Origin of the sequence: Mesorhizobium sp. B2-3-14 (genome assembly GCF_006442175.1) — a bacterium.
GTDB lineage: Bacteria > Pseudomonadota > Alphaproteobacteria > Rhizobiales > Rhizobiaceae > Mesorhizobium > Mesorhizobium australicum.
In genome coordinates this window covers 136,456-160,446 of record NZ_VFVP01000003.1, presented here as the reverse complement: position 1 = coordinate 160,446, position 23,991 = coordinate 136,456, and the positions used below count along the sequence as shown (strand labels likewise).

27 protein-coding genes and 1 other RNA gene are annotated in these 23,991 nt (G+C 62.7%); 9 read left to right on the top strand and 19 right to left on the bottom strand.

From position 1 onward, the window contains the following. Positions 1-9: 9 nt before the first annotated feature. The gene (locus FJ950_RS09595; RefSeq protein WP_140616625.1) at positions 10-1,809 is read right to left on the bottom strand and encodes an ABC transporter transmembrane domain-containing protein; all 1,800 of its coding nucleotides are present in this window, start codon (positions 1,807-1,809) and stop codon (positions 10-12) included. Between the two features lie 207 nt (positions 1,810-2,016). Here FJ950_RS09595 and rpmE point away from each other — a divergent pair, with 207 nt between their 5' ends. Then, positions 2,017-2,238, top strand: a complete 222-nt coding sequence (gene rpmE / locus FJ950_RS09590; protein ID WP_010912060.1) for a 50S ribosomal protein L31 — start codon at positions 2,017-2,019, stop codon at positions 2,236-2,238. An 81-nt stretch (positions 2,239-2,319) separates the two neighbouring features. Here the strand turns inward: rpmE and FJ950_RS09585 are convergent, their stop codons facing one another. Next, positions 2,320-2,949, bottom strand: coding sequence for a TetR/AcrR family transcriptional regulator (locus FJ950_RS09585; protein ID WP_140616624.1), 630 nt, complete (start codon positions 2,947-2,949; stop codon positions 2,320-2,322). Positions 2,950-3,094: 145 nt separating this feature from the next. On the opposite strand from FJ950_RS09585, the gene FJ950_RS09580 reads away from it, so the two are divergent. Beyond that, positions 3,095-3,571: a DUF1772 domain-containing protein gene (locus FJ950_RS09580; protein ID WP_140616623.1), complete on the top strand. Its 477-nt coding sequence runs from the start codon at positions 3,095-3,097 to the stop codon at positions 3,569-3,571. A gap of 31 nt (positions 3,572-3,602) precedes the next feature. On the opposite strand, the gene FJ950_RS09575 is transcribed toward FJ950_RS09580, so the two are convergent. From FJ950_RS09575 to FJ950_RS09565, 3 genes are all read right to left on the bottom strand, one after another. After that, the gene (locus tag FJ950_RS09575) at positions 3,603-3,923 is read right to left on the bottom strand and encodes a SelT/SelW/SelH family protein (RefSeq protein ID WP_140616622.1); all 321 of its coding nucleotides are present in this window, start codon (positions 3,921-3,923) and stop codon (positions 3,603-3,605) included. A gap of 16 nt (positions 3,924-3,939) precedes the next feature. Then, positions 3,940-4,689: a YebC/PmpR family DNA-binding transcriptional regulator gene (locus FJ950_RS09570; RefSeq protein ID WP_023771706.1), complete on the bottom strand. Its 750-nt coding sequence runs from the start codon at positions 4,687-4,689 to the stop codon at positions 3,940-3,942. Positions 4,690-4,921: 232 nt separating this feature from the next. Beyond that, positions 4,922-5,245 carry a helix-turn-helix domain-containing protein gene (locus FJ950_RS09565; protein ID WP_140616621.1) on the bottom strand — a complete coding sequence of 108 codons (324 nt, stop codon included), beginning with the start codon at positions 5,243-5,245 and terminating at the stop codon, positions 4,922-4,924. A gap of 51 nt (positions 5,246-5,296) precedes the next feature. Between FJ950_RS09565 and FJ950_RS09560 the strand changes: the two genes are divergently transcribed. From FJ950_RS09560 to FJ950_RS09550, 3 genes are read left to right on the top strand one after another with little or no spacing between them, the layout of a single operon-like run. Further along, a complete protein-coding gene (locus FJ950_RS09560) occupies positions 5,297-5,779 on the top strand; it encodes an SRPBCC domain-containing protein (RefSeq protein ID WP_140616620.1) in 483 nt (160 codons plus the stop codon). 16 nt (positions 5,780-5,795) lie between these two features. Further along, a complete protein-coding gene (locus FJ950_RS09555) occupies positions 5,796-6,158 on the top strand; it encodes a VOC family protein (protein WP_140616619.1) in 363 nt (120 codons plus the stop codon). A gap of 24 nt (positions 6,159-6,182) precedes the next feature. Beyond that, positions 6,183-6,650 carry an SRPBCC family protein gene (locus FJ950_RS09550; protein ID WP_140616618.1) on the top strand — a complete coding sequence of 156 codons (468 nt, stop codon included), beginning with the start codon at positions 6,183-6,185 and terminating at the stop codon, positions 6,648-6,650. Positions 6,651-6,671: 21 nt separating this feature from the next. Here the strand turns inward: FJ950_RS09550 and FJ950_RS09545 are convergent, their stop codons facing one another. The 4 genes from FJ950_RS09545 to ssrS form a co-directional block, all read right to left on the bottom strand. Then, complete coding sequence (locus FJ950_RS09545) at positions 6,672-7,439, bottom strand: TerC family protein (protein WP_015315232.1); 768 nt, start codon at positions 7,437-7,439, stop codon at positions 6,672-6,674. Between the two features lie 68 nt (positions 7,440-7,507). Further along, the gene (locus tag FJ950_RS09540; protein ID WP_015315231.1) at positions 7,508-8,332 is read right to left on the bottom strand and encodes a YmdB family metallophosphoesterase; all 825 of its coding nucleotides are present in this window, start codon (positions 8,330-8,332) and stop codon (positions 7,508-7,510) included. A 63-nt stretch (positions 8,333-8,395) separates the two neighbouring features. Continuing rightward, a complete protein-coding gene (locus FJ950_RS09535) occupies positions 8,396-8,983 on the bottom strand; it encodes a 5-formyltetrahydrofolate cyclo-ligase (protein WP_140616889.1) in 588 nt (195 codons plus the stop codon). 96 nt (positions 8,984-9,079) lie between these two features. After that, a non-coding RNA gene (gene ssrS, locus FJ950_RS09530) (6S RNA) lies at positions 9,080-9,235 on the bottom strand. Positions 9,236-9,372: 137 nt separating this feature from the next. Here ssrS and FJ950_RS09525 point away from each other — a divergent pair. From FJ950_RS09525 to msrB, 4 genes are all read left to right on the top strand, one after another. Continuing rightward, the gene (locus tag FJ950_RS09525) at positions 9,373-10,212 is read left to right on the top strand and encodes a MoxR family ATPase (RefSeq protein ID WP_140616617.1); all 840 of its coding nucleotides are present in this window, start codon (positions 9,373-9,375) and stop codon (positions 10,210-10,212) included. 83 nt (positions 10,213-10,295) lie between these two features. Next, on the top strand, positions 10,296-10,742 hold the full coding sequence (locus FJ950_RS09520) for a GNAT family N-acetyltransferase (protein ID WP_140616616.1): 447 nt from the start codon (positions 10,296-10,298) through the stop codon (positions 10,740-10,742). A gap of 6 nt (positions 10,743-10,748) precedes the next feature. Further along, positions 10,749-11,939: a VWA domain-containing protein gene (locus FJ950_RS09515; RefSeq protein ID WP_140616615.1), complete on the top strand. Its 1,191-nt coding sequence runs from the start codon at positions 10,749-10,751 to the stop codon at positions 11,937-11,939. Between the two features lie 104 nt (positions 11,940-12,043). Continuing rightward, the gene (gene msrB / locus FJ950_RS09510; RefSeq protein ID WP_015315226.1) at positions 12,044-12,448 is read left to right on the top strand and encodes a peptide-methionine (R)-S-oxide reductase MsrB; all 405 of its coding nucleotides are present in this window, start codon (positions 12,044-12,046) and stop codon (positions 12,446-12,448) included. A 63-nt stretch (positions 12,449-12,511) separates the two neighbouring features. Here msrB and FJ950_RS09505 read toward each other — a convergent pair whose 3' ends face one another. The 10 genes from FJ950_RS09505 to FJ950_RS09460 form a co-directional block, all read right to left on the bottom strand. Further along, the gene (locus FJ950_RS09505) at positions 12,512-12,811 is read right to left on the bottom strand and encodes a hypothetical protein (RefSeq protein ID WP_140616614.1); all 300 of its coding nucleotides are present in this window, start codon (positions 12,809-12,811) and stop codon (positions 12,512-12,514) included. After that, a complete protein-coding gene (locus FJ950_RS09500; RefSeq protein WP_140616613.1) occupies positions 12,812-13,252 on the bottom strand; it encodes a hypothetical protein in 441 nt (146 codons plus the stop codon). A gap of 49 nt (positions 13,253-13,301) precedes the next feature. Beyond that, positions 13,302-13,562 carry a DUF2312 domain-containing protein gene (locus FJ950_RS09495; RefSeq protein ID WP_015315223.1) on the bottom strand — a complete coding sequence of 87 codons (261 nt, stop codon included), beginning with the start codon at positions 13,560-13,562 and terminating at the stop codon, positions 13,302-13,304. 159 nt (positions 13,563-13,721) lie between these two features. After that, complete coding sequence (gene pyc / locus FJ950_RS09490; RefSeq protein WP_140616612.1) at positions 13,722-17,180, bottom strand: pyruvate carboxylase; 3,459 nt, start codon at positions 17,178-17,180, stop codon at positions 13,722-13,724. Positions 17,181-17,468: 288 nt separating this feature from the next. Then, positions 17,469-18,587, bottom strand: a complete 1,119-nt coding sequence (locus FJ950_RS09485) for a branched-chain amino acid ABC transporter substrate-binding protein (protein WP_015315221.1) — start codon at positions 18,585-18,587, stop codon at positions 17,469-17,471. 137 nt (positions 18,588-18,724) lie between these two features. Further along, entirely contained in the window at positions 18,725-19,072 is a 348-nt protein-coding gene (locus FJ950_RS09480; protein ID WP_013892487.1) for a DUF6867 family protein, read from the bottom strand. Positions 19,073-19,088: 16 nt separating this feature from the next. After that, positions 19,089-19,817, bottom strand: coding sequence for an ABC transporter ATP-binding protein (locus FJ950_RS09475; protein WP_015315220.1), 729 nt, complete (start codon positions 19,815-19,817; stop codon positions 19,089-19,091). Then, positions 19,817-21,298, bottom strand: coding sequence for an ATP-binding cassette domain-containing protein (locus FJ950_RS09470; RefSeq protein WP_140616611.1), 1,482 nt, complete (start codon positions 21,296-21,298; stop codon positions 19,817-19,819). The genes FJ950_RS09475 and FJ950_RS09470 overlap by 1 nt, the downstream gene beginning before the upstream one ends. Next, a complete protein-coding gene (gene livM / locus FJ950_RS09465) occupies positions 21,298-22,893 on the bottom strand; it encodes a high-affinity branched-chain amino acid ABC transporter permease LivM (RefSeq protein ID WP_140616610.1) in 1,596 nt (531 codons plus the stop codon). The genes FJ950_RS09470 and livM overlap by 1 nt, the downstream gene beginning before the upstream one ends. 4 nt (positions 22,894-22,897) lie before the next feature. Beyond that, entirely contained in the window at positions 22,898-23,800 is a 903-nt protein-coding gene (locus FJ950_RS09460; RefSeq protein WP_015315217.1) for a branched-chain amino acid ABC transporter permease, read from the bottom strand. Positions 23,801-23,991 lie beyond the last annotated feature (191 nt).

The following is a 23,991-nucleotide window of genomic DNA, read 5'->3' as shown; positions in this document are numbered from 1 at the left end:
CTGAACCTGCTACTCCGCCGCGCCCCTGAAGGCGCTGGCGCCGGTCTCGAACTGCAGCTTGGCGAGCCTGGCATAGATGCCACCCTTGGCGACCAGGCTCTGATGCGTGCCTTCCTCGACGATGCGGCCGCCATCCATGACCAGGATCCTGTTGGCCTTCAGCACCGTCGCCAGCCGGTGGGCGATGACGATGGTGGTGCGCCCCCGCATCAGCCGCTCGAGCGCGGTCTGCACCAGCGTCTCGCTTTCGGCGTCGAGGGCCGAGGTGGCCTCGTCGAGCAGCAGGATCGGCGCGTCGCGCAGGATGGCACGTGCAATCGCCACACGCTGGCGCTGGCCGCCGGACAGCGTCACGCCACGCTCGCCGACCTGGCTGTCATAGCCGTTCTCGAGCCTGAGGATAAACTCGTCGGCCAGTGCGTCCTTGGCCGCGGCCTCGATCTCGGCCTCGCTGGCGCCTGGCCGGCCGAAGCCGATATTGTCGCGCGCGCTCGCCGCGAAGATGGTGACGTCCTGCGGCACGATGGCGATGCGCTGCCTGACCACGACGGGATCGGCCTCGCGCACATCGACGCCGTCGATCAGGATCTTGCCGGTTTCCGGATCGTAGAAGCGCAGGATCAGCGAGAACACCGTGCTCTTGCCGGCACCCGAGGGACCGACGATGGCCACCGTCTCACCGGGCATGACTTGAAAACTCAGGTCGTGGACGGCGGCACGATCGGGCCTCGCCGGATAGGAGAAGGACACATTCTCGAAGACGATCGCGCCCTTGGCAACCGCCGGCAGCGGCTTCGGATCGGCCGGCGCCTGGATTGCCGGCGTCTCGGCCAGGATCTCGGTCAGCCGTTCGGCGGCGCCGGCGGCTTGCGCGAGTTCGCCCCAGACTTCCGACAGCGCGCCGAGCGCGCCGGCGGCGAACACCGAATAAAGGAGGAATTGGCCAAGCGTGCCAGGCGATATCGTGCCGTCGAGCACGTCGCGCGAGCCGAACCACAGCACCGCCACGACCGAGGAGAAAATGGTGAAGATGGCAAAAAAGGTGAGGAAGGAGCGCGCGAAGATCGAAGCGCGCGCTGCCTCGAAGGCCGCTTCCACCGCGCCCGAGAATCGTCCGGTGACCAGTCTCTCATTGGTGAAGGCCTGCAGCGTGCGCACCGCGCCGATCTGCTCGCTGGCATAGGCCGTCGCGTCGGCAAGCGTGTCCTGGGCCTGCCTTGACTTGCGCCGCACCGAGCGGCCGAAGGCGACCAGCGGCAGCACGATCACGGGGATCGCCCCGATGACCAGGCCGGAGAGTTTCGGGCTGGTGACGACCATCATGCCCACCGCGCCGAGGCCGAGGATGACGTTGCGCAGCGCCACCGAAGCCGTGGCGCCTACCGCCGACTTGACCTGCGTGGTGTCGGCGGCCAGCCGTGACACGATTTCCCCCGACTGGGCGGTGTCGAAGAAGGCAGGCGACAGCGTCGTCACATGGGCAAAGACATCGCGCCTGATGTCGGCGACGACGCGCTCGCCGAGCGTGATGACGAAATAGTAACGGCCGGCCGACGCCGCGGCCAGCACGGCGGCCATCGCCACGAGGGCGCCGAAATATTCGGCGATGAAGGTGGTGCTGGCCGACGAGAAACCGTGGTCGATCATGCGCCGGACGGCCAGCGGCAGTGCCAATGTCGTTGCCGCCGCGATGGCCAGTGAGATAAGGGCGCCGACGACCAGCGTGCGATATCCGGCGATATACGGAAACAGGCGCCTGAGCGGCTTGAGCGAGCGTCGGCGCTCGTCTGCGCTGCTTGATTGCGCCATCTCGGTGTTTCCTCTAGCCACTTCAGCTTATATGCGCCTCAATATGCGCTTGCCGCGGCCTTGTGATTCAATTCCGGCTGATGTATAGGCACGCCGACCGTTTTAGAAGCCGTGACTCCTCAATAGCTGCGGCTTCGAGTTTTAAAAAGAGGCGCATCGACGCAGGCTTATGCCCGTCCGCCGCGCCGGCAAGCCAGGAACAGAGCCATGAAGAGCGCAATCCATCCCGACTACCACACCATCAAGGTCGTCATGACCGACGGCACCGAATACACGACCCGTTCGACCTGGGGCAAGGAAGGCGATACGATGAACCTCGATATCGACCCGACCACGCACCCGGCCTGGACCGGCGGCCAGCAGACCCTGCTCGACCGCGGCGGCCGCCTGTCGAAATTCAAGAAGCGCTTCGAAGGTTTCGGCCTCTAAGGCGAAGAGCTTTTCGCGGATCAAAAAGCCCGCCCTTGTGGCGGGTTTTTTGTTGCTTGGCCGAAGGCTGGGTCTTCGGCCCTATTCGGCCAGCAATTCCCTGAGTGCCATGCGCTTGTAGGCCGCGACCAGCCTGTCACCCTCCTGCCTGTCTACCGAGATCGCCAGCCGCATGGCCGCCTCGCCCATCTGCCAGACCAAGAATGCCGTCGTGTCGAGCGCCACCGGATCGGCATCGGGCCGAAGGCGTTTGAGTACCGCGATCAGAAATTCCGCGTTCGCGCGGCTGTCGGCGAGTTCGAGCTGGCGCAGCGCCTTGTCGGCCTGCGTGCCCGACCAGATGTCGCGCATCACCGGCTCGGCCAGGAACAGCTCGTAGTAAATATCGACCAGCTCCGAGAAAGCCTGCCGCAGGCCTTTGGCGTCGCTGACATCCCTGAGTGCCGCCGAGATACAAGCCTGGCTTTCCGCTGTGTAGCGTTCGGCCAGCGCCCAGACGATCGCCCTCTTGTCCGGAAAGAACTGGTAGAGCGAGCCGATCGACACCCCAGCCCGCTCCGCCACCTCGCCCATGCGCATGGCGTCGCTGCCTTGTTCGGCAATCAGCGCCGAGGCGGCGGCCAGCATGCGCTCGACCCGCTCGCGGCTGCGCTGCTGGCTTGGCGCTCGGCGCGGCGAACCGATCCGCTCATTGGTTTGCGTGCCTTCCATGACCGTCTCCAACAAACGCGCCCGGCAAAATCGCCGGGAACGACTTGACTTACAAAATACGAGGGTTTATCACGTTTTGCAAATGTGAGGCATGCTCATATTTTTAGAGAGCAAACCGCCGCAACCGGCGTCTGGAGCAACTGAGATGATCAAGCTTCTTCCAACCCTCACCTTCATTGCCGCGATCGGCGCGGGCGTCGTCGGTGGCGTATTCTTCGCCTTTTCCAACTTCGTCATGGCGGCCCTTGCCCGGCTGCCCGTCCCGGCGGGCATCGCCGCGATGAATTCGATCAACGTCACGGTGATCACCCCGGCCTTCATGACAGCGCTGTTCGGCACCGGCCTCATCTGCCTCGTCCTCATTGTCGCCGCTCTCTTGGGCTGGAGCCAGTCGGGCACCTACTGGTTGCTTGCCGGCGCGGTGATCTATCTGGTCGGCAACCCTATCGTGACCATGGTCTTCAACGTGCCGCTCAACGATGCGCTCGCCGCCGTCGATCCGGCCAGCAGCAACGGCGCCGCCGTGTGGGCAAACCAGATGAGCCAATGGGTGATGTGGAACCACGTCCGTACCATTACCGCCATCGTGGCGATGGCGTGCTTTATCTTCGCATTGCTCTGAAGAGGTCTAACGAGACGCAGAAAAACTCCGCTCAGGCGGGGTCTTTCTGCGTGTCACCCTTGTGGCCTTTGCGGTCGGCGTGACCGAGATCCCGATCCGGATCGATCACGTCGCGGACCAGTTGCTTGAGTTTGGCCGCGTCCGGAAAGCCGCCGTCGCGCTTGCGATCCCAGACCAGCACTTCATTGCAGGAGATGGTGAAGATGCCGCCGGTGCCCGGCACCAGCCTCACCTCGCCGAGATCGGTGCCGAAGGTGGAGAGCAGCTCCTGCGCCATCCAGCCGGCACGCAGCAGCCACTGGCACTGCGTGCAATAGGTGATGCGGACGGCCGGCAACTCAGCTTTGCTCATGTCGGACGACCTTCGCTCACGCCGCGCTGAGCTTGGCCATCGTCTCGTCGTCGACTTCGAAGTTGGCGTACACGCTTTGCACGTCGTCATCGTCCTCGAGCGTGGCAACCAGCTTCATCAGCGACTGCGCCCGCTCTTCGTCGACCGGGACATTGTTCTGCGGCTTCCAGATCGCCTTGACCGATTCGGCCTCGCCGAGCGAGGTTTCAAGCGCCTTGGACACCTCGCCGAGAGTCTCGAAGGCGCAATAGATCGTGTGGCCTTCCTCGTCCGATTCGACATCGTCGGCGCCGGCTTCGATCGCCGCATCCATGATCTTGTCGGCGCTGCCGGCCGAGGCCGGATAGTAGATTTCGCCGGCGCGGTCCCACATGAACGACACCGATCCGGTTTCGCCGAGCGCGCCGCCGGCCTTGGTGAAGGCGGCGCGCACATTGGACGCCGAACGGTTGCGGTTGTCGGTCAGCGCCTCGACGATCACGGCGACGCCACCAGGCCCATACCCTTCGTAGCGCACCGCTTCGTAGTTTTCGGCGTCGCCCATCGAGGCCTTGTTGATGGCGCGCTGGATGTTGTCCTTGGGCATCGACACCGCCTTGGCGTTCTGGATCGCCAGGCGCAGGCGCGGGTTCATCGATGGGTCCGGCGTTCCGCTCTTGGCGGCGACGGTGATTTCGCGCGCCAGCTTGGAAAACATTTTCGACCGCACCGCGTCCTGACGGCCCTTGCGGTGCATGATGTTCTTGAACTGTGAATGGCCAGCCATGGCACCCCTGTCGTGTTCGGCTAGAGCGTCTTGCCGCGAGATGCGTCATCTCGCCTTTGCAAAAGGCTCGAATTCAATTTCAGAGCGTCCCGATGCGTCCGGGTGAACGTACGGCGCCCTGTGTCGGAATGGCCGGCTTATAGATAAATCGGCTCAATTCGTCCAGCCGCGCCGCGTTGCCGGGCACTCGGCATGCGGCGGCCCGGCAAGCAGGCTTTGCCCGGCCTTTGTCCTACCCTTCCAGATCGGACTTCAGCCGGTCGATGATGCTGAGCGCATGGCCGGCATACTGGCTGATCCAGCGGTCGTGTATCTGCTTGATCGGCAACGCATTGAGATGGTTCCAGCGCTCGCGTCCGTCGCGGCGCGCGACGATCAGGTCCGCCTCCTCCAGCACCTTGAGATGCAGCATGACCGTGCAGCGGTCGATATCGGGAAAGGCTTCGCACAGCATGCCGGTGGTCTTTGGCTCGTCTTTCAACCGATCCAGCATTTCGCGCCGGCGCGGATGCGCCAGCGCCTTGAAAACATTGTCGTCCTGCGATCGGCTTGACATGTTATATTTCTATAACATAACGTTGGCTCGTTCAAGCAAGGAGCTGTGGATATGTCTCTTGGATTCAGCGTTTCAGGGCGCATCGGCAAACCGGTCGCCGAAGTCTTCGACGCGGTCGTCAACCCAAAGAAGCTGAGCGGCTATTTCACCACCATCGGCGGTGCCAGCGCGCCATTGGTGGCCGGTTCGGGTGTCGTTTGGTGGGGCAAGGTGCCGGTCGAGGTCGACGAAGTGGTCAAGGACAGCCGCATCGTGCTGCGCTGGGATGCCACCGACGCCGACGGCAAGCCCGCCTACAAAACCCGCATCGAGATGAATTTCGAGCCGCTCGACGATGGCGGCACCTTCGTCACCATCGCCGAGAGCGGCTGGCAGGAAGGCGCGGTCGGCCTGAAGAAGTCCTACCTGAATTGCGAGGGCTGGTCGCAGATGCTGGCCTGCATGAAGGCCTATGTCGAATACGGCATCAATCTGCGCGACGGCTATTACCGCAGCGAGATGAAGGGCGAACCCGCCAGCGAAAACAACATTTGAAAAACGGAGCCCAGTCATGACCGCGAAGATCACCGGCGGCATCAACATCGCCATGAGGGTGCCATCGCACCAGTACGAAGCGACGATCGCCTTCTACCGCGATGTCGTCGGCCTCAAGCCGTTCACAGCCAAGGCGCCGGCCATCGGTTTCGAGTTCGGTCCCAACAGGCTTTGGATCGACGAGGCGCCGACGATGAGCCAGGCCGAGATCTGGCTGGAGCTTTTCACGCGGGATTTTCCGGACGCCGCGGATCATCTGGCCAAGGCGGGAATTGTGCGTTGCGATGCCGTCGAGCCCTTGGACGGGGGTTTCCGAGGTGGTTGGATCACCAACCCGGCCAACATCATCCATATGGTGCGCGAACCCGACGCCTGGTGAGGGCGTATTCGAAAGGAGATCGCCATGGAAATCCGTGAGACACCGACAGCCGAAGCCGCCATGCTGATCCGGCGGCCGGTCGCTGAGGTTTTCGAAGCCGTCGTCGATCCGGCGATCACGACCAAATTCTGGTTCACCCATGGCAGCGGCCGGCTTGATGGCGGCAAACCGGTTCAGTGGGAGTGGCGCATGTATGGGGTCTCGACGGCAGTCGAGGTCAGCGAGATCGTCAGGGACAAGAAGATCGTCATGACGTGGAGCGATCCGCCGACCACGGTGGTCTGGACCTTCACCGAAATGCCTGGCGAAGCGACATTCCTCGAGGTCCACAATTTCGGCTTTGCCGGCAATGGCGACGAGCAGGTGAAACAAGCGGTCGGCTCAACCGACGGCTTTGCGCTTGTGCTCGCCGGCGCCAAGGCCTGGCTGGAACAGGGCCTGACGCTCGGCTTGATGGGTGACCGCCATCCGAAGGGTGTTCCGGGGCACTAGGCTCGCCCCGGCCGACCAGTATCAGTGGCCGTCGCCGGTTTTCGCTTTCTTGCGCCGCCGCGCCAGCATGTTGAGGCCCTCGACCAGCGCCGAAAAACCCATCGCCGCATAGATGTAGCCCTTGGGCACATGATAGCCCATGCCGTCGGCGATCAGCGTCATGCCGATCATCAGCAGGAAGCCCAGCGCCAGCATGACGATGCTGGGGTTCTTGGCGATGAAGTCCGCCAGCGGTCCGGCCGCCAGCATCATCACGGTCACGGCCGCGATGACCGCGATATACATGATGGCGATCTCGTCGGTCATGCCGACGGCGGTGATGATGGAATCGATGGAGAAGACGAGGTCGAGCAGCAGGATCTGGAAGATCGCGCCGGCAAGCGAGATCTTGAGCGTTTCGCCTAGCATCGTGTCCTGATGGTCGTCGGGATCGACCGTGTGGTGGATCTCCTTGGTCGCCTTCCACACCAGGAACAGACCGCCGGCGATCAGGATCAGGTCGCGCCAGGAGAAGCCGTGGCCGAACGCCGTGAAGACCGGCGTCGTCAGTTGAACGATGATGGAAATGGTGGCGAGCAGCACCAGGCGCATGACCAGCGCCGCTGAGATCCCAAGACGCCGCGCGCGAGCTCTCTGCTCCACGGGCAGCTTGTTGGTGAGGATCGAGATGAAGATCAGGTTGTCGATGCCGAGCACGATCTCGAGCACCACCAGCGTCAGCAGCGCGACCCAGGCGGTCGGGTCCGAAACGAATTGAAAATGCGGCGCCAGGAATTCGATAAGCTGCATGGAGGTCGTCCCCTACGATCTAGAGCAGTGTCGCCGGCAATTAGGTACTGCGACCCCCTATATCAATGTCACGCCCAGAAGGACGGAGCCGTTTCTTCCAGCCTTGGCCCGCGACGAAACGGCGCGATCTTCTCGGTCAGCCCCGTGCGGTCGGAAATATCGACGCCGACGCCGCACAACGTCGCCGGTCCCGTCGCTGCCTCGAAACGCCCTTTCGGCACTTTCGACAGGAACCGGTTGAGCGGTTCTTCCTTGTCCATGCCGAGCGAGGAATCATAGTCACCGCACATGCCGGCATCCGACAGGTACCCGGTGCCGCCATTGAGGATCTGGTGGTCGGCGGTGGGCTGGTGCGTGTGAGTGCCGACGACGAGACTGGCGCGGCCATCGACAAAATGCGCGAAGCACATTTTTTCCGAGGTTGCCTCGGCGTGGAAGTCGATCACCACCGCATCCGCCTGCTCGCCGAGCGGACAGGCGGCAAGCTCGCGTTCGCCGGCCTGGAACGGGTCGTCGAGTTCCGGGTGCATGAACACCCGGCCCATAATGTTGGCGACCAGCACGCGCGCGCCGTTTTTGGCGATGTAGACACCGGAGCCGCGCCCGGGCGTGCCTTTGGGGAAATTGGAAGGCCGCAGGAACCGCTGCTCGCGCGGCGCGAAGGCCAGAGCGTCGCGCTGGTCCCAAACATGGTTGCCGGTGGTCACGACATCGCAGCCCGCCGCGATCGTCTCACGCAAGATCTCTTCGGTGATGCCGAAGCCGCCGGCCGCGTTCTCGCCGTTGACGATGACGAAATCGAGCTTGAAGTCGGAGATCAGGCCAGGCAGTTGTTCCCATACCGCGGTGCGGCCCGTCTTGCCGACCATGTCCCCGAGGAAAAGAAGTCGCATCTATGCCTGATCCCGAAAAGTTGCATGACTTTTCGGCAAAGATCATGCGTTTCAAAGAACTATCTACAATTTTGGCGCAAAGCGGCGCAACCCGCTCTCGGTGAGTATTTCCGGGATGACGACGTCATGGGGTTCGTCTGGAACTTGCGAAACTTCTTGGCAGTCGAAGGCGATGCCGATCAGCCGGGGCGCGAGCCCCTTGTCGACGAGCTTCGCGATCGCCCGGTCGTAATAGCCAGCGCCATATCCGATGCGGTGACCGCGCACGTCGAAGGCGGCGAGCGGCACCAGCACGACCGAAGGATCGAGAACTTCGGCCTCGGCATGCGGCCCGACCGTGCCAAAGCCCATGTCGACCATCGGCGCGCCGCGAACCAGTTCGCGAAAGACGATGGTGGTCTTGTCGAGAATGGCAGGCAGACAAAGCCGTGCGCCCTTCTCTCGCAAGGCGAACATCAGCGGCCTGACATCGACCTCCGAGCGCATCGGCCAGAAGCCGGAGACGATCTGACCGGGCCCGATCTCCAGATGGTCGCGCGCCGTCTCCGCCATTTCGAGCGCAGCCTCCACCCGCCAGAATGCATCGAGGCCGTCGCGGCGGGCGAGTGCCTCGAGGCGCAGCTTTTTTTTCAGGTCTTTGGGAGAGGTCATGCGGCCAAGGTAGAAAAGGTCAGAGCTGTGCGGGGTCTCAAGTGCGACGTTTTCCACCGCATCATCCACCAAGATGCGTGGACGCCTTGCGACAAGTGACGATCCACACAACCGGTGGAGAGAGCGATCCCGGGAACCTACAAAGTAGGTGGGCGCCGTGTGAGAAAACCCACGGGTCTTCCCAGGGACAGCTCCCTAAGGATCGTTAAGGCCCCGGGGAAAATGTTCTCCTGCCGGGAAGCACAGACCGTCCTGCCCAATATAGGCCGCCGGTGTCTCAAGCGCCAGTGACGCAGGCAGTCTCGGCGGCTTTATTCGCCATCCGCACCGCACCCTTGCACAGCCGCGGCGGCGTCCTTACGGTCGCGACGACCAACCAAGGAGCAAAAATGCGTTTCGAAGGCACGGCGGCCTATGTCGCCGACAAGGATCTGATGGTTGCGGTCAACGCGGCGATCGCGCTGGAGCGGCCCTTGCTGGTCAAGGGCGAGCCCGGCACCGGCAAGACGGAACTTGCCCGCCAGGTGGCGGCGGCACTCGGCCTCGAGCTGATCGAGTGGCACGTCAAATCGACGACGCGGGCGCAGCAAGGTCTCTACGAATACGATGCGGTGTCGCGGCTGCGCGACAGCCAGCTCGGCGATGTCAGGTTCAACGACATCAAGAACTACATCAAGCGAGGCAAGCTTTGGGAGGCATTCGCGGCCGACAAGAAGGTCGTGCTTCTGATCGACGAGATCGACAAGGCCGACATCGAATTCCCCAACGACCTGCTGCAGGAACTCGATCGGATGGAGTTCTTCGTCTACGAGACCGGCGAGACCATCCGTGCCGCCGTTCGCCCGATCGTCATCATCACCTCCAACAACGAGAAGGAGTTGCCGGACGCTTTCCTGCGCCGCTGCTTCTTCCACTACATCCGCTTCCCCGACGTCGACACGCTGCACAGAATCGTCGACGTGCACTATCCCGGCATCAAGCAGAACCTGGTGCGCGCGGCCCTCACCCAGTTCTATGAAATTCGCGACGTGCCAGGCTTGAAGAAGAAGCCATCGACCTCCGAGGCGCTCGACTGGATCCGCCTGCTGGTCGCCGACGACATCGCGCCGGAGGATTTGCGCGCCGACCCGAAGAACGCATTGCCCAGACTGCATGGCGCCCTGTTGAAGAACGAGCAGGACGTGCATCTGTTCGAGCGGCTGGCATTCATGGCGAGAAGACAGCAATAGGGCAGCGCTTTCCCGGCTGTGGACCGTTGCCGCGGGCCAAAGAGAAGGTCAGCTTCGGCCAGAACCCTTCGGAGGAGATAAAAATGTCTGAGATCGTTGTCCGCCCGCTCGCGCAATCCGACCACGCCGACTGGCACCGCCTGTGGACCGATTATCTGACCTTCTACGAAACCAAGCTGCCGGAAGAGGTCTATGCCATCACCTGGAAGCGGTTATTCACCGAAGGCGAGTTCGAGCCGAAGGGTTTTATCGCCACATCGGACGGCAAGGCCGTCGGTCTCACCCATTATCTCTACCACCGCTCCGGCTGGTCCGAGAAAAACAACTGCTACCTGCAGGATCTGTTCGCCGACCCGGATGTGCGCGGAAAGGGCATCGGCGCGGCCCTCATCGAGGCGGTGAAGCAGGAGGCCGGCAAAATCGGCGTGAAGAACGTCTACTGGATGACGCACGAAACCAATGGCACCGCCCGCAAGCTCTACGACCATGTCGCGCGCAGGACGGGCTTTATCGAGTATGATTTGCTGTAACCGGCCATGTTCATCCCCTTCTTCCTCGAGCTGAAGGCAGCGCGCGTTCCCGTCTCGCTCAGGGAATATCTCTCTCTGCTGGAGGGGCTGGACGCCGGGCTGGTCGATTACGACGTCGAGGGTTTTTATTATCTCGCCCGTGCCGCTTTGGTGAAGGACGAGCGCCATATCGACCGCTTCGACCAGGTCTTCGCGCATGTCTTCAAGGGCGTCGAGGCACTGGGCGGGCCGGATGCGGTCCACGTCGCCAATATTCCCGAGGAATGGCTGCGCCGGCTCGCCGAAAAGCACCTGACCGAGGAAGAGAAAAAACTGGTCGAGGCGCTGGGCGGTTTCGACAGGCTGATGGAGACGCTGAAGCAGCGGCTCGAGGAACAAAAGGGCCGCCACCAGGGCGGTTCGAAATGGATCGGCACCGGCGGCACCTCTCCCTTCGGCGCCTATGGCTACAACCCCGAAGGCGTGCGCATCGGCCAGAACGAAAGCCGCAACCGTCGCGCGGTGAAAGTCTGGGACAAGCGCGAGTTCCGGAATTTCGACGATGCCGTCGAACTCGGCACCCGCAACATCAAGATCGCGCTGAAGCGCCTGCGCCGCTGGGTGCGCGACGGCGCAGAGGAAGAATTCGATCTGCCCGGCACCATCCACGCCACCGCCGAGCACGGCTATCTCGACGTCCAGACACGGCCCGAGCGTCGCAACGCGGTGAAGCTCCTGATGTTCTTCGATGTCGGCGGCTCGATGGACGATCATATCAAAAGCGTCGAGGAGCTATTTTCGGCCGCCCGCGCCGAATTCCGACAGCTCGAATATTTCTATTTCCACAACTGCCTCTACGAAGGCGTGTGGAAGGACAATCGCCGCCGCCATGCCGAGACGATTTCGACCTTCGACCTCATTCATAAATATGGCGCCGACTATAAGGTCATCGTCGTCGGCGACGCCTCGATGAGCCCATACGAGATCGCTCACCCAGGCGGCTCGGTGGAACACTGGAACCCCGAGGCAGGAGCCGTCTGGCTCGGCCGGCTGCTGCGGCAATGGCCAAACGCGGTTTGGCTTAACCCCGAGAGCGAAAAGAACTGGGGCTTTACTCATTCGATCGCGATAATCCGTGACATCTTCGGCGGCCGCATGTTCCCGTTGACACTGGCCGGACTGGAGGGCGCCACGAGGCAATTGTCGCGCAAACATTGAGATGTCCGGAGCGCTCGGGACTGGGCAGGTCTGTAACAAACCCCTATCTTGTTGCGAATATCCGGTTGCAACCAAGAACGAGCCGCCAAGGCTGAGGAGATCAAATGGACACCCACACTTACCCCGTCACCCGCACCGACGCCGAATGGCGCGCCCGGCTGACGCCGGAGCAATACGCCGTCATGCGCAACCATGGCACCGAGCGGCCGGGAAGCTGTGCCCTGCTGTACGAGAAGCGCGCCGGTACTTTTTCCTGCGTCGGCTGCGACCAGCCGCTGTTCCAATCCACGCTGAAATTCGAGAGCGGCACCGGCTGGCCGAGCTTCAACGATCCCGTGCCGGGCTCGGTCGAGAACACCGTCGATCGCAGCTACGGCATGGTCCGCACCGAATGCCATTGTGCCCGTTGCGGCAGCCATCTCGGCCATGTCTTCGAGGACGGCCCGCCGCCGACCGGCCTGCGCTACTGCATCAATGGCGTGGCGCTGAAATTCGAGCCGGCCGGCTGAACAACGCGTCGTGAATGCTTGCCAAGGGCGGCTCCGGCCGCCTTTTTCGTGCGGGCAGCTTCGTCAGACGACGATCGTGGCGATCAGCCAGAGCGCTGATCCCAGCATGAAGAGGGAAGCCCTGGCACCGCCGGCCTTCTCAGCCGTGCGCCAGACCGCCAAAGCCAGGAAGATGCTGTAGGGCACCGGTGCGAAATGCACCGCAAGGACAAGGCCGAGCGGCATCTTCAGCCCAAGCAAGATCAGCGCCCCGGCGGACGACGCAATATTGATCGCGGTTCCGACAAGCATCATGTCGCGCCAGAACAGCCGGTCGATCGGCACCTCGCCAAGCCAACGCGAGCGGAAGAAATCCGCGATCACTTACCCCTGCCTCAGCACTTCGGTCACGGCGCACTCGACCCGCGAGCATTCCGTCACCAGCCAGTCGGTCATGGCAGGCCAGTTGTCCTCGGCAAAGCAGTTGACGCGCCACATCGAATTGATGCCAAGGCCTTCGCAGCTTTGTTCCGGCCTGAGCTTCAGCCTGTCTTCGATCGCTGGTCGGAACGGCTTCAGCCGCGACCAGCTTTGCGTGGCGCCGAACTTCTCGTTGCGGCCGAAGAAGACACCGACATGGTTCTGCGCCGGCGCGACATACATGGAAAGTACCAGAGCGAAATCGGGCAGTCCGCGCTGCCAGAACCAGGGTCCGCGTCGCGCCAGCCGGGCTCTTTCCTCCGGATGCCGTTCGGCAAACAGCGACCAGAAGCCGCGATGGCGGAATTCCGAGGCGCGGCGGCCGCCGAAGTCGAATTCGCTCATGGTTCGAACCGTATCTCCGGCAACCGCGTCGGGCACCGGCCGGTTAGTCTTACACCATGCCGAGGGCGGCCATGTATAGATCGAGGATGGCGTCCTCCTCCTGGCGCTCGGCCTGGTCCTTCTTGCGCAGACGGATGATGGTGCGGATTGCCTTGGTGTCGAAGCCGGTGCCCTTGGCTTCGGCGAAGACTTCCTTGATGTCGTCGGAGATCGTCTTCTTTTCTTCCTCGAGCCGCTCGATGCGCTCGATCAAGGCACGCAGCTGGCCGGCGGCAACAGTCTGGCTGGTCTCGGTGATATCGTCGGCCATGTTTTCTCCAAATCGGTTCCGCGCCGCGACTCGGGGAACGTGCCGCGACGAATTTCAGCGGTTCGATGCCCGACCGGAGCCGGCGGGTCAAGCCGTTATCGAACAGCTCGCCAAGGCCTGCCGTCATGAGCCGACAGCCTGCCCGTTCCTTGCGAGCTCTCAGTTGAAGGCGATCAGGAGATCCTTCGCATCGATCTGGTCGCCGGCCTTCACCAGCACCTCGGCGACCGTCCCGTCGCGCTCGGCGTGCAGCGCCGTCTCCATCTTCATCGCTTCGATGGAGAGCAGCACGTCGCCGGCCTTGACCGCTTGGCCGGCGGCGACCGAAAGTGCGGAGACCACACCCGGCATCGGCGCCCCGACATGCGCCTCGTTGCCGGGCTCCGCCTTGCGACGCGCCTTGGCCGCCGACGCGCCATGTGCGCGATCGGGCACCTTCACGCGCCGCGGCTGGCCGTTGAGCTCGAAGAACACCGTGACCATGCCCTTGTCGTCGACATCGCCGAACGCCTGGCAGCGCACGACCAAGGTCTTGCCCCTTTCGATATCGACGAAAATCTCGTCTTCCGATTTCATGCCGTAGAAATAGGTCGGCGTCGGCAGAACGCTGACCGGGCCGTAGGTCTCCTGCGCGGCGACGAAGTCGGAAAACACCTTCGGATACATCAGCCACGAGGCGAACTCGTATTCCGACAGCTTGCGCTCGAGCTTGTCCTCGATCTCCTTGCGGCTCTTCTCGAGGTCGGCCGGCTTGAGCAATGAGCCGGGCCGCGCCGTGATCGGCTTGTCGCCCTTGAGTGCCTTCTTCTGCAACGCCTGCGGCCAGCCGCCAGGGGATTGGCCAAGATCGCCGCGCAGCATCGAAACCACCGAGTCCGGGAAGGCGATGTCGCGGGCCGGGTTCTCGACATCGGCAACGGTCAGATCCTGGCTCACCATCATCAGCGCCATGTCGCCCACGACCTTGGAGGACGGCGTCACCTTGACGATGTCGCCGAACATCAGGTTGACATCGTGATAGGTCTGCGCCACCTCGTGCCAGCGTGTCTCCAGCCCCAGCGAACGCGCCTGTTCCTTCAAATTGGTGAACTGCCCCCCCGGCATTTCGTGCAGATAGACCTCGGAAGCCGGGCCTTTCAGGTCGCTCTCGAAAGCAGCGTACTGATTGCGAACGGCTTCCCAGTAGAACGAGATCTTTCGGATCCATTGCGGGTCGAGGCCTGGATCGCGCTCGGTGCCTTTCAGCGCTTCGACGATTGAACCCAGGCACGGCTGCGAGGTGTTGCCGGAGAAGGCGTCCATCGCCGCGTCGATGGCGTCGACACCGCTTTCCACGGCCGCCAGCACGGTTGCCGCCGACAGACCCGATGTGTCGTGGGTGTGAAAATGGATCGGCAGGTCGGTCGCCTCGCGCAGCGCCTTGAACAGCACGCGGGCAGCACTCGGCTTCAACAGGCCGGCCATGTCCTTGACGGCGATGATATGGGCGCCGGCGGCCTGCAATTCCCTGGCGAGCCCGACATAGTATTTCAGGTCGTACTTGGCCCTCGCCGGATCGAGGATGTCGCCGGTATAGCACATCGCCGCTTCGATCAGCTTGCCCTCGGCGCCGACCGCGTCCATGGCGACGCGCATGTTCTCGACCCAGTTCAGGCAGTCGAAGACGCGGAACAGGTCGACGCCGCCCGACGCCGCCTGCTTGACGAAATGCTGCACGACATTGTCGGGATAATTGGTATAGCCGACGCCGTTGGCGCCGCGCAGCAGCATCTGCAGCAACAGGTTGGGGGCGGCTTCCCGCACCAGCGACAGCCGCTCCCATGGATCCTCGGTGAGGAAGCGCATGGCGACGTCGAAAGTGGCCCCACCCCAGCATTCGAGCGACAGCAACTGCGGCAAGGCGCGCGCATAGGTGCCGGCGATGCCGGCAATGTCATGCGTGCGCACACGGGTGGCGAGCAGCGACTGGTGGCCGTCACGCATCGTCGTGTCGGTGACCAGCACCTCCTTTTGCTCGCGCATCCAGGCGGCGAACTTTTCCGGCCCGAGCACGTCGAGCTTCTGCTTGCTGCCGCTCGGCACATTGCCGTTGAGATAGGGCACCACGGGCGGAGCCGCGTCGGCCTTTGGCGTCGGTCGGCCGCGCGTCTCGGGATGGCCGTTGACGCTGACGTCGGCCAGGTAGTTGAGCAGCTTGGTGGCGCGGTCCTGGCGCTTGACCTGCTGGAACAGCTCCGGCGTCGTGTCGATGAACCTGGTCGTATAGGAATTGTCGGCGAAGCTCGGGTGATTGATGATCGCTTCGAGGAAGGTGAGGTTGGTGGCGACGCCGCGGATGCGGAACTCGCGCAGAGCGCGGTTCATGCGGGCGATCGTCTCGGCCGGCGTCGGCGCCCAGGCCGTGACCTTCTCCAGCAGCGGATCGTAGAAGCGGGTGATGACCGCGCCGGAATAGGCCGTGCCGCCATCGAGGCGGATGCCGAAGCCGGTGGCGCCGCGATAGGCGGTGATGCGGCCGTAGTCCGGAATGAAATTGTGTTCGGGATCTTCCGTGGTGATGCGGCACTGCAAGGCATGGCCGTTCAGCCGGATGTCCGTCTGCGCCGGCACACCCGATTCCGGCGTGCCGATGGCGAAACCGTCGAGGATGTGGATCTGCGCCTTCACGATGTCGATGCCGGTCACCATTTCGGTGACGGTGTGCTCGACCTGGATGCGCGGATTGACCTCGATGAAGTAGAACTTGCCGGTATCGGCGTCCTGCAGGAATTCGACCGTGCCGGCGCCTATATAGCTGGTCTCGCGCGCGATCTTCAGCGCGTGGCCGCAAAGCTCCTGGCGCAGTTCCTCGCTGAGATAGGGCGCCGGCGCGCGCTCGACGACCTTCTGGTTGCGGCGCTGGATCGAGCAGTCGCGCTCGAACAGGTGGACTGCATTGCCGTGCGTGTCGCCAAGCACCTGCACCTCGACATGGCGGGCGCGCTCGATCAGCTTTTCGAGATAGACCTCGTCCTTGCCGAAGGCGGCCTTCGCCTCGCGCTTGCCTTCCATGACCTCGCGGGCGAGGTCGGCCTCGGAGCGGATGGCGCGCATGCCGCGGCCACCGCCACCCCACGAGGCTTTCAGCATGACCGGATAACCGACCGTCTTGGCGAGTTCCTTGACCGCCTCCATGTCGTCCGGCAACGGATCGGTCGCCGGCACCACGGGCACGCCGACCTCGATGGCTAGATTGCGCGCGGCAACCTTGTTGCCCAGCCGGCGCATCGTGTCGGGTTTCGGGCCGATGAAGGTGATGCCTGCTTGAGCGCAGGCCTCGGCGAATTCGGGGCTTTCCGACAGCAGCCCGTAGCCGGGGTGGATGGCATCGGCGCCTGAAAGTCTGGCGACGCGGATCACCTCCTCGATCGACAGATAGCTCTCGATCGGACCCATGTCCTTGCCGAGATGCGGGCCGCGCCCGACCTGGTAGCTCTCATCGGCCTTGAAGCGGTGCAGCGAGTATTTGTCTTCCTCGGCCCAGATCGCCACGGTTTTGAGGCCCAGCTCGTTGGCCGCGCGAAAGACGCGGATGGCGATTTCTGACCGGTTGGCGACGAGGATCTTCGTGATGGCCAAGGACTGGGCTCCAGCAGCGGAAGGAACGGGAAATCGGGGCAATGATTAGCGCGAAAATGCTGCAGTGCAAACAAAATCGACGCTGATTTAAACCGATTTAGATCGATTGTCCGGCCAACACTCGCATGCATCGGTTCGAACGGACGGAACAATGGCGACAATTTCGATCCTGGATGCGATCTTCCTGGCTAAGGGGGCTCACCGTGACGTGACCCGGCTGCCGCCGCGCATCAAAAGAAAATGCCCGGCGCGAGGCGCCGGGCATCGTTGGTTTCGGATCCGAATGAATTACGACTTCGGGAACCAGGAATACTTCCCGTCGTCCTTCTTCTTCCATTCGTACATGATGTAGCCTGGCAGCTTCGGATCGCCCTTGGCGTCATAGGCGAGATCGCCCAGAACGGTCGGGAACGGGCCGCTTTCATGCATCGCCTTGGCGACGGCCTGCGGATCGTTCGTCTTGGCGGCAGCGGCCGCCTCGGCGACCACCTGCACGGCGGCATAGGCGTAGAGCGTGTAGGCTTCCGGCTCGAAACCCTGCGCGCGGAACTTCTCGACGAGTTCCTTATTGGCTGGGATCAGGCGCGGGTCGGGGCCGAACGTGTTGAGGGTGCCGGCGACAGCGTCGCCCGCGATGGCGGCGAGTTCGTCCGTCACGATGCCGTCACCCGACATCATCGGGGCCTTGAGGCCCTGGTCCGCCGATTGACGGATGATCAGACCGGCTTCGGTATGCAGGCCACCCCAGTAGATCAGGGTGACGCCGGCTTCCTTCATCTTGGCGATCAGCGCCGAGAAGTCCTTGTCGCCGACATTGACGCCTTCATACATCACTTCCTTGATGCCGGCGGCGTTCATCGCCTTCTTGGTTTCGTCCGCGAGGCCCTGGCCATAAGGGGTCTTGTCATGGATCACGGCGACTTTGGCATCCTTGAAGTTCGCGGCGATATAGGCGCCAGCGATGCTGCCCTGCTGGTCGTCGCGTCCGCAGGTACGGAACACATTCCACAAGCCGCGCTCGGTAAACTTCGGGTTGGTTGCGGCCGGCGTGATTTCGACGATGTTGTTTTCGGCGTACACTTCGGAGGCCGGGATCGACACGCCCGAGTTGAAGTGGCCGATCACGAACTTGACGCCGTCGCCGACGAACTTGTTGGCGACCGAGATGCCCTGCTTCGGATCGGAGACATCGTCGCCGACTTCGAGCTTGATCTGCTCGCCATTGATGCCGCCCTTGGCATTGATCTCGGCGACCGCCGCTTCGGCGCCCTTCTGCAGCTGTGCGCCGAAGGCCGCGTTCGGACCGGTGATCGGCCCGGCGACGGCGAACATTACATCAGCCCACGCGTTGCCGCCGAACGCGACGAGCGCGGTCAGGGCCACGGCGGACAAAAGTGACTTTTTCATTTAAACGCTCCCATTAACGGAGTGGGCGTGGATGAAGCTTTCATGCGATGCCCACCCTTATCGCAGAAAGCATAGTTTGCCGATTTTCAGGCACTTGTCACGCCGATTCATCCCTGACGCGGCGTTAATGATGAACGTCAACCTTTCGGTTTCCAGCTCAAGATTGAAGCTCTTTCGTAGAGCCAGTTATACTGTGTGACCATCTGGTTGGTTCGTGTGTATTGATAGCCGACGAAGCCCAGTATCATCAGCACGATGGTGTCAACGATATAGTAATGCAGCGAGAACATCGTGCCGTCGAACAGCGCGTGATGGATGAAGCGGATTCCAATGCCGAGCCCGAGCAGATAGGCAAACAGCTGGATGAAGCTGCGCCATGTCTGGGCACTGGCCTTGCCGGTCATCCATGCCGCCCATCCGCCGAGCAGGCAGGTGACGAAGAAGAACTGCCAGATCGACGGTTCCTCGTAGAGAATGCCTTGCATGGGAAGTCTCCTGAACTCAGTGATGTCCGCCTTCGAGATAGGCGGCGCGCACTTCCGGATTGGCGAGCAGCTCCTTGCCGGTGCCGCTCATCGTCACATTGCCGTTGACCATGACATAACCGCGCGTGGCGAGCTTGAGCGCGCCGAACGCGTTCTGCTCGACTAGGAATACGGTCAGCCCTTGGGTGCGGTTCAACTCACGAATGGCATCGAAGATCTGCTTGACGATCAGCGGCGCCAGGCCCAGCGACGGCTCGTCGAGCAGAAGCAGTTTCGGCCGCGCCATCAATGCGCGTCCGATCGACAGCATCTGCTGTTCGCCGCCCGACAGCGTACCGCCACGCTGGGCGATGCGCTCCTTCAGCCTGGGGAACAGCGTGAACACCTTCTCGACGTCCTCGCCATAATATTTGAGGTTGTCGAGGCTGGCGCCCATCTGCAGGTTTTCCATCACCGTCATGCGCGGAAAGATGCGCCGGCCCTCCGGTGACTGAGCAATGCGCATGCGCGCGATTTCGTGTGTCGGCAACTGGGTGATATCGGTCCCGTTGAAAGTGATGGTGCCCGTGCGGGCGCGTGGAGCCCCGAAGATGGTCATCATCAGCGTCGACTTGCCGGCGCCGTTGGCGCCGATCAGCGCCACGATCTCACCTTGCTTGACGCTGACATTGACGCCGTTCAGCGCACGGATATTGCCGTAATAAGTCTCCACGCCCTTGATATCGAGCAGCGTTGTCGTGGCCATCACTTGCCCCCTCCACGCTTGCCCTGCACGGGCTTGGCTGTGCTCGCCTTGGCTTTGCCGGACACATGACTGGTCGCCACCTTGCCTGCATCGACGCGGCGCGAGAATTCCGTATCCTTGCCTTGGCCGAGCAGCTTGGCCTGCTTGACCCACTCCTCGCGCGCGATGCGTCCGTCAAAGGCCAGATAGGCCTCGACCGCCTCGACGTCAGCCTTCTTCCAGGCGCCGATCTGGTCGAAGTGGAAGATGCCGTGTTCGTTGAGCTTCTTCTCGTTGACCGTGCCGATGCCCTTGATGCGGGTCAGATTGTCGGCCTTGCCGCCACGGGGGGCAGCGAGGCGGTTCGAAACGCCTTCGGCCTTCGCGGCGGGCGCCTTGGCGGCCGTTTTCCTTGGTGCCGCTTTCTTCGCGGCGGGCTTGGCCGGCGTCGGTGTCGGGGCAACAGGCCTGCTTGCCACGCTGGCGGCGCGGGCATCGACCTGCGCCGCCTTCGAGGCGCCTTTCGACACGGTTACGCGTTCGCCTTGGCTATGGCCGACGGTGTCGCTCACCGGCCCGGCCAGATACGACGACGATGTCCCCGGGCCATGCGCGGAATCGGGGCCGATGTCGAGCTGTTCGATGACGTCCTCGTCGCCGACTTCGGTAAGTACGGTCTCGACCTCCTCGTCGTCGACGCCAAGATAGGCAGCGATGACGCGCGGGTCGGTGCGCACCGACTGCGGATTGCCGTCGGAGATCTTGCGGCCATATTCCAGCACCACGACATGGTCGGAGATCTGCATGACCACCGACATGTCGTGCTCGATCAGGAGGATCGAGGTGCCTGTCGTGTGCTTGATCCCCATCAGCAGTTCGTTGAGAGCCGCCGATTCCTTCGGGTTGAGACCGGCCGCCGGTTCGTCGAGGCACAGAAGCTCGGGACCGGTGCACATGGCGCGCGCGATCTCGAGCCGCCGCTGTGCGCCATAGGGCAAGTCGCCGGCCGGATCGTCGGCGCGATCGACGAGATCGGCCTTTTCCAGCCAGTGCTTGGCAAGCTCCACCGATTCGGCCGAGGCCTTGCGGTAGCCGCTGAAGCCGAACAGGCCCAGGATCGTATACCCGGAGGCCTTCATCAGCTTGTTGTGCTGAGCGACGAGCAGGTTCTCCAGCAGCGTCATGCCCGAGAACAGGCGGATGTTCTGGAAGGTGCGCGCCACCTTGGCGCGCGCCGGGATCTCATGGTTGGGCAGCCGTTCCAGCAGGTAGCTGGAGCCATCGGCCCGGTTGAGCGTGATCATGCCTTCCGACGGCTTGTAGAAGCCGGTGATGCAATTGAACACGGTGGTCTTGCCGGCGCCGTTGGGGCCGATCAGCGCGGTGATTTCGCCGCGCCTGGCAGTGAAGGACAGGTCGCCGATGGCGACCAGGCCGCCGAACTTCATCGACAGATGATCGACCTGCAGGATGGCGTCGTTCACTTGTGCGTTCGCATTCATCAGCCGTGACCCTCCTTGGTGAAGGAGCTTGAGACAGCCCTTCGCTCCTTGAGGAAGGCTGTCGGTTCACGACTGCCGACAAAGCCCCGTGGCTTCCACAGCATGACGATGACCATGGCCATGCCGAACAGAAGCATGCGGTAGAGTTCGGGGGTGAAATCTTGCCCGAAGACCTGTTTGAGGAAGTCGAGCTCGCGCAGCGCCTCGGTGCCGCCGATCATCACCATCGCGGCGACGGCGATGCCGACCAGCGACCCCATGCCGCCAAGGACGACGATGGCCAGGATGATGGCCGATTCCAGGAAGACGAAGGATTCCGGGCTGACGAAGCCTTGCCGCGCGGCGAAGAATGCCCCGGCAAAACCGCCGAACATGGCACCGGTGGCAAAGGCCGTCAGCTTGGTCGTGGTGGTGTTGATGCCGAGCGAGCGGCAGGCGATCTCGTCCTCGCGCAGCGCTTCCCAGGCACGCCCGACGGGCATGCGCCTCAGCCTGATGGTGACGAAGGCGGTGAGCATGCAAAGCGCCAGGATCAGGTAATAGAGGAAGATCTTGTAGTAGGCGCTCGAGGTCGCGAGGTGCAGGACCTTGGCGATGTAGTTGGGGTCCGAGACGTTGAAGGTCATCAAGCCGAAAAAGGTGACTTTCGGGATGCCGGAGATACCGGCCGAACCGTTGGTCACATCGCGCCAGTTGATCAGCACCAGGCGGATGATCTCCCCGAAGGCAAGGGTAACGATCGCCAGGTAATCGCCGCGCAGGCGCAGCACCGGAAAGCCGAGCAGCACGCCCCAGAACGCGGCCATGGCGCCGGCCGCCGGAAGCAGGATCCAGAACGACAGGCCGTAGGTTGTGCCAAGCAGCGCATAGGCGTAGGCCCCGACGGCGTAGAAGGCGACGTAGCCCAGATCGAGCAGGCCGGCGAGGCCGACGACGATGTTCAGCCCCCAGGCCAGCATCACGTAGATCAGGATCTGGATGCCGAAATTGTCGACCCATTTCAGCGAGCCCTGCAATCCGGTGGCGACCGACCACGACATCAGCGACAGCACGACGATGACAAGGATCGGATAGAGCACCAGCGCGGCAATGCCGAGCTTGGTGAAGTTGGCGTGGATGAAGCCGCGGTAATAGTAGATCACGCAGGCCAGCGCATAGATGATTGCGAGCGCGCGCAGGAACTGCAGATAGCCGGCCGCCTCTGCTCCCACCCATCCGGCAAGCGAGCCGTTGAACACGAACAGCAGCACCACCGCGATGATCGCCACGACAAACACCGGCAACCGGAAGAAGCGCGACGCCGCGCTTGCCGGCAACAGGCCGGTAGCGACATCGGCGATCTTCTGGTTGGCCATGAAGGGCTGACCATAGGCGACATAAAGGAAACGGCCGATAGCCGTGGCGATCACCACGGCGGCCAAGAGCCCCCAGCGCTTCACCAAGACCAGTTCATTGGAGATGTTCTGGTCTGTCTTGAGGCCGATGAACAGCACGAAAAGGCCAAGCGAGATGGCGCCGGCATAGAAGCCCTCGCGCAGCGCGCGCTGCATGGGGCTGGCGACGGTGTCGCGCTCTGGAGATACGGTCACGGCCATGGTCTCAGACCTTTTCGACTTCTGGCCGGCCCAATATGCCGGAAGGCAGGAAGATCAGCACGATTGCCAGGATCGAGAACGCGGCGACGTCCTTGTAGTCGATCGAGAAATAGGCCGACCACATGCTCTCGATGAAGCCGATCAGGAGGCCGCCCAGCACCGCACCTGGCAATGAGCCGATGCCGCCAAGAACCGCCGCCGTGAATGCTTTGACCCCGGGGGTAAAGCCGTCCGAGAAGGCGATGACGCCGTAGTACATCAGGAACAGCGTGCCGGCGACAGCGGCAAGAGCGGCGCCCATGATGAACGTGATCGAGATGGTGCGGTCGACGTCGATGCCCAGCAGTGCGGCCATCTTGCGGTCCTGCTCGCAGGCGCGTTGCGCCCGGCCAAGCGAGGTCTTGTTGACCAGGTACCAGAACAGCGCCAACAGCAAAGCCGTGACGATGACGATGATGATCTGCTTCAGCGAAACGCTGACGCCGTTGATGTTGTAGACTTGGCTGACCATCGGCGGGATCGGCTTGTTGCGCGGGCCTTGCGTCACCTGGACGAAGTTCGACAGCGCGATCGACATGCCGATGGCGGTGATCAGCGGCGCCAGCCGGAACGAACCGCGCAGCGGCCGGTAGGCCACTTTCTCGATCGTCCAATTGTAGAGGCTGGTGAGCAGCATCGCCACGATCATCATGACCAGCAGCGCGATGACCACGGGCACCGAATAAAACAGCGCGCCGAGGATGAGGAAGACGATCAGCGCCGTGAAAGCGCCCACCATGAAGATGTCGCCATGGGCGAAATTGATCATGCCGATGATGCCGTAGACCATCGTGTAGCCGATCGCGATCAGCCCATAGATCGATCCCAGCGTCAGCCCATTGATAAGCTGCTGGACAAAGTACTGCATGTGTACATGGCTCCCCTGGAATGTCGCCCATGCAGACGCATTCCTTTTCGTATTTCCCCTAGTCGTAAAGTTTCGAGCCCGGATTGCAACGTGATTTTTTGACCGCTCCGCGTGTTTGCAAGTCACGTCTTCCCGATCGCCCGCTTTTCGCACCCAGCCCCTGGACTATCGCGGACCCTATCATTGGCATA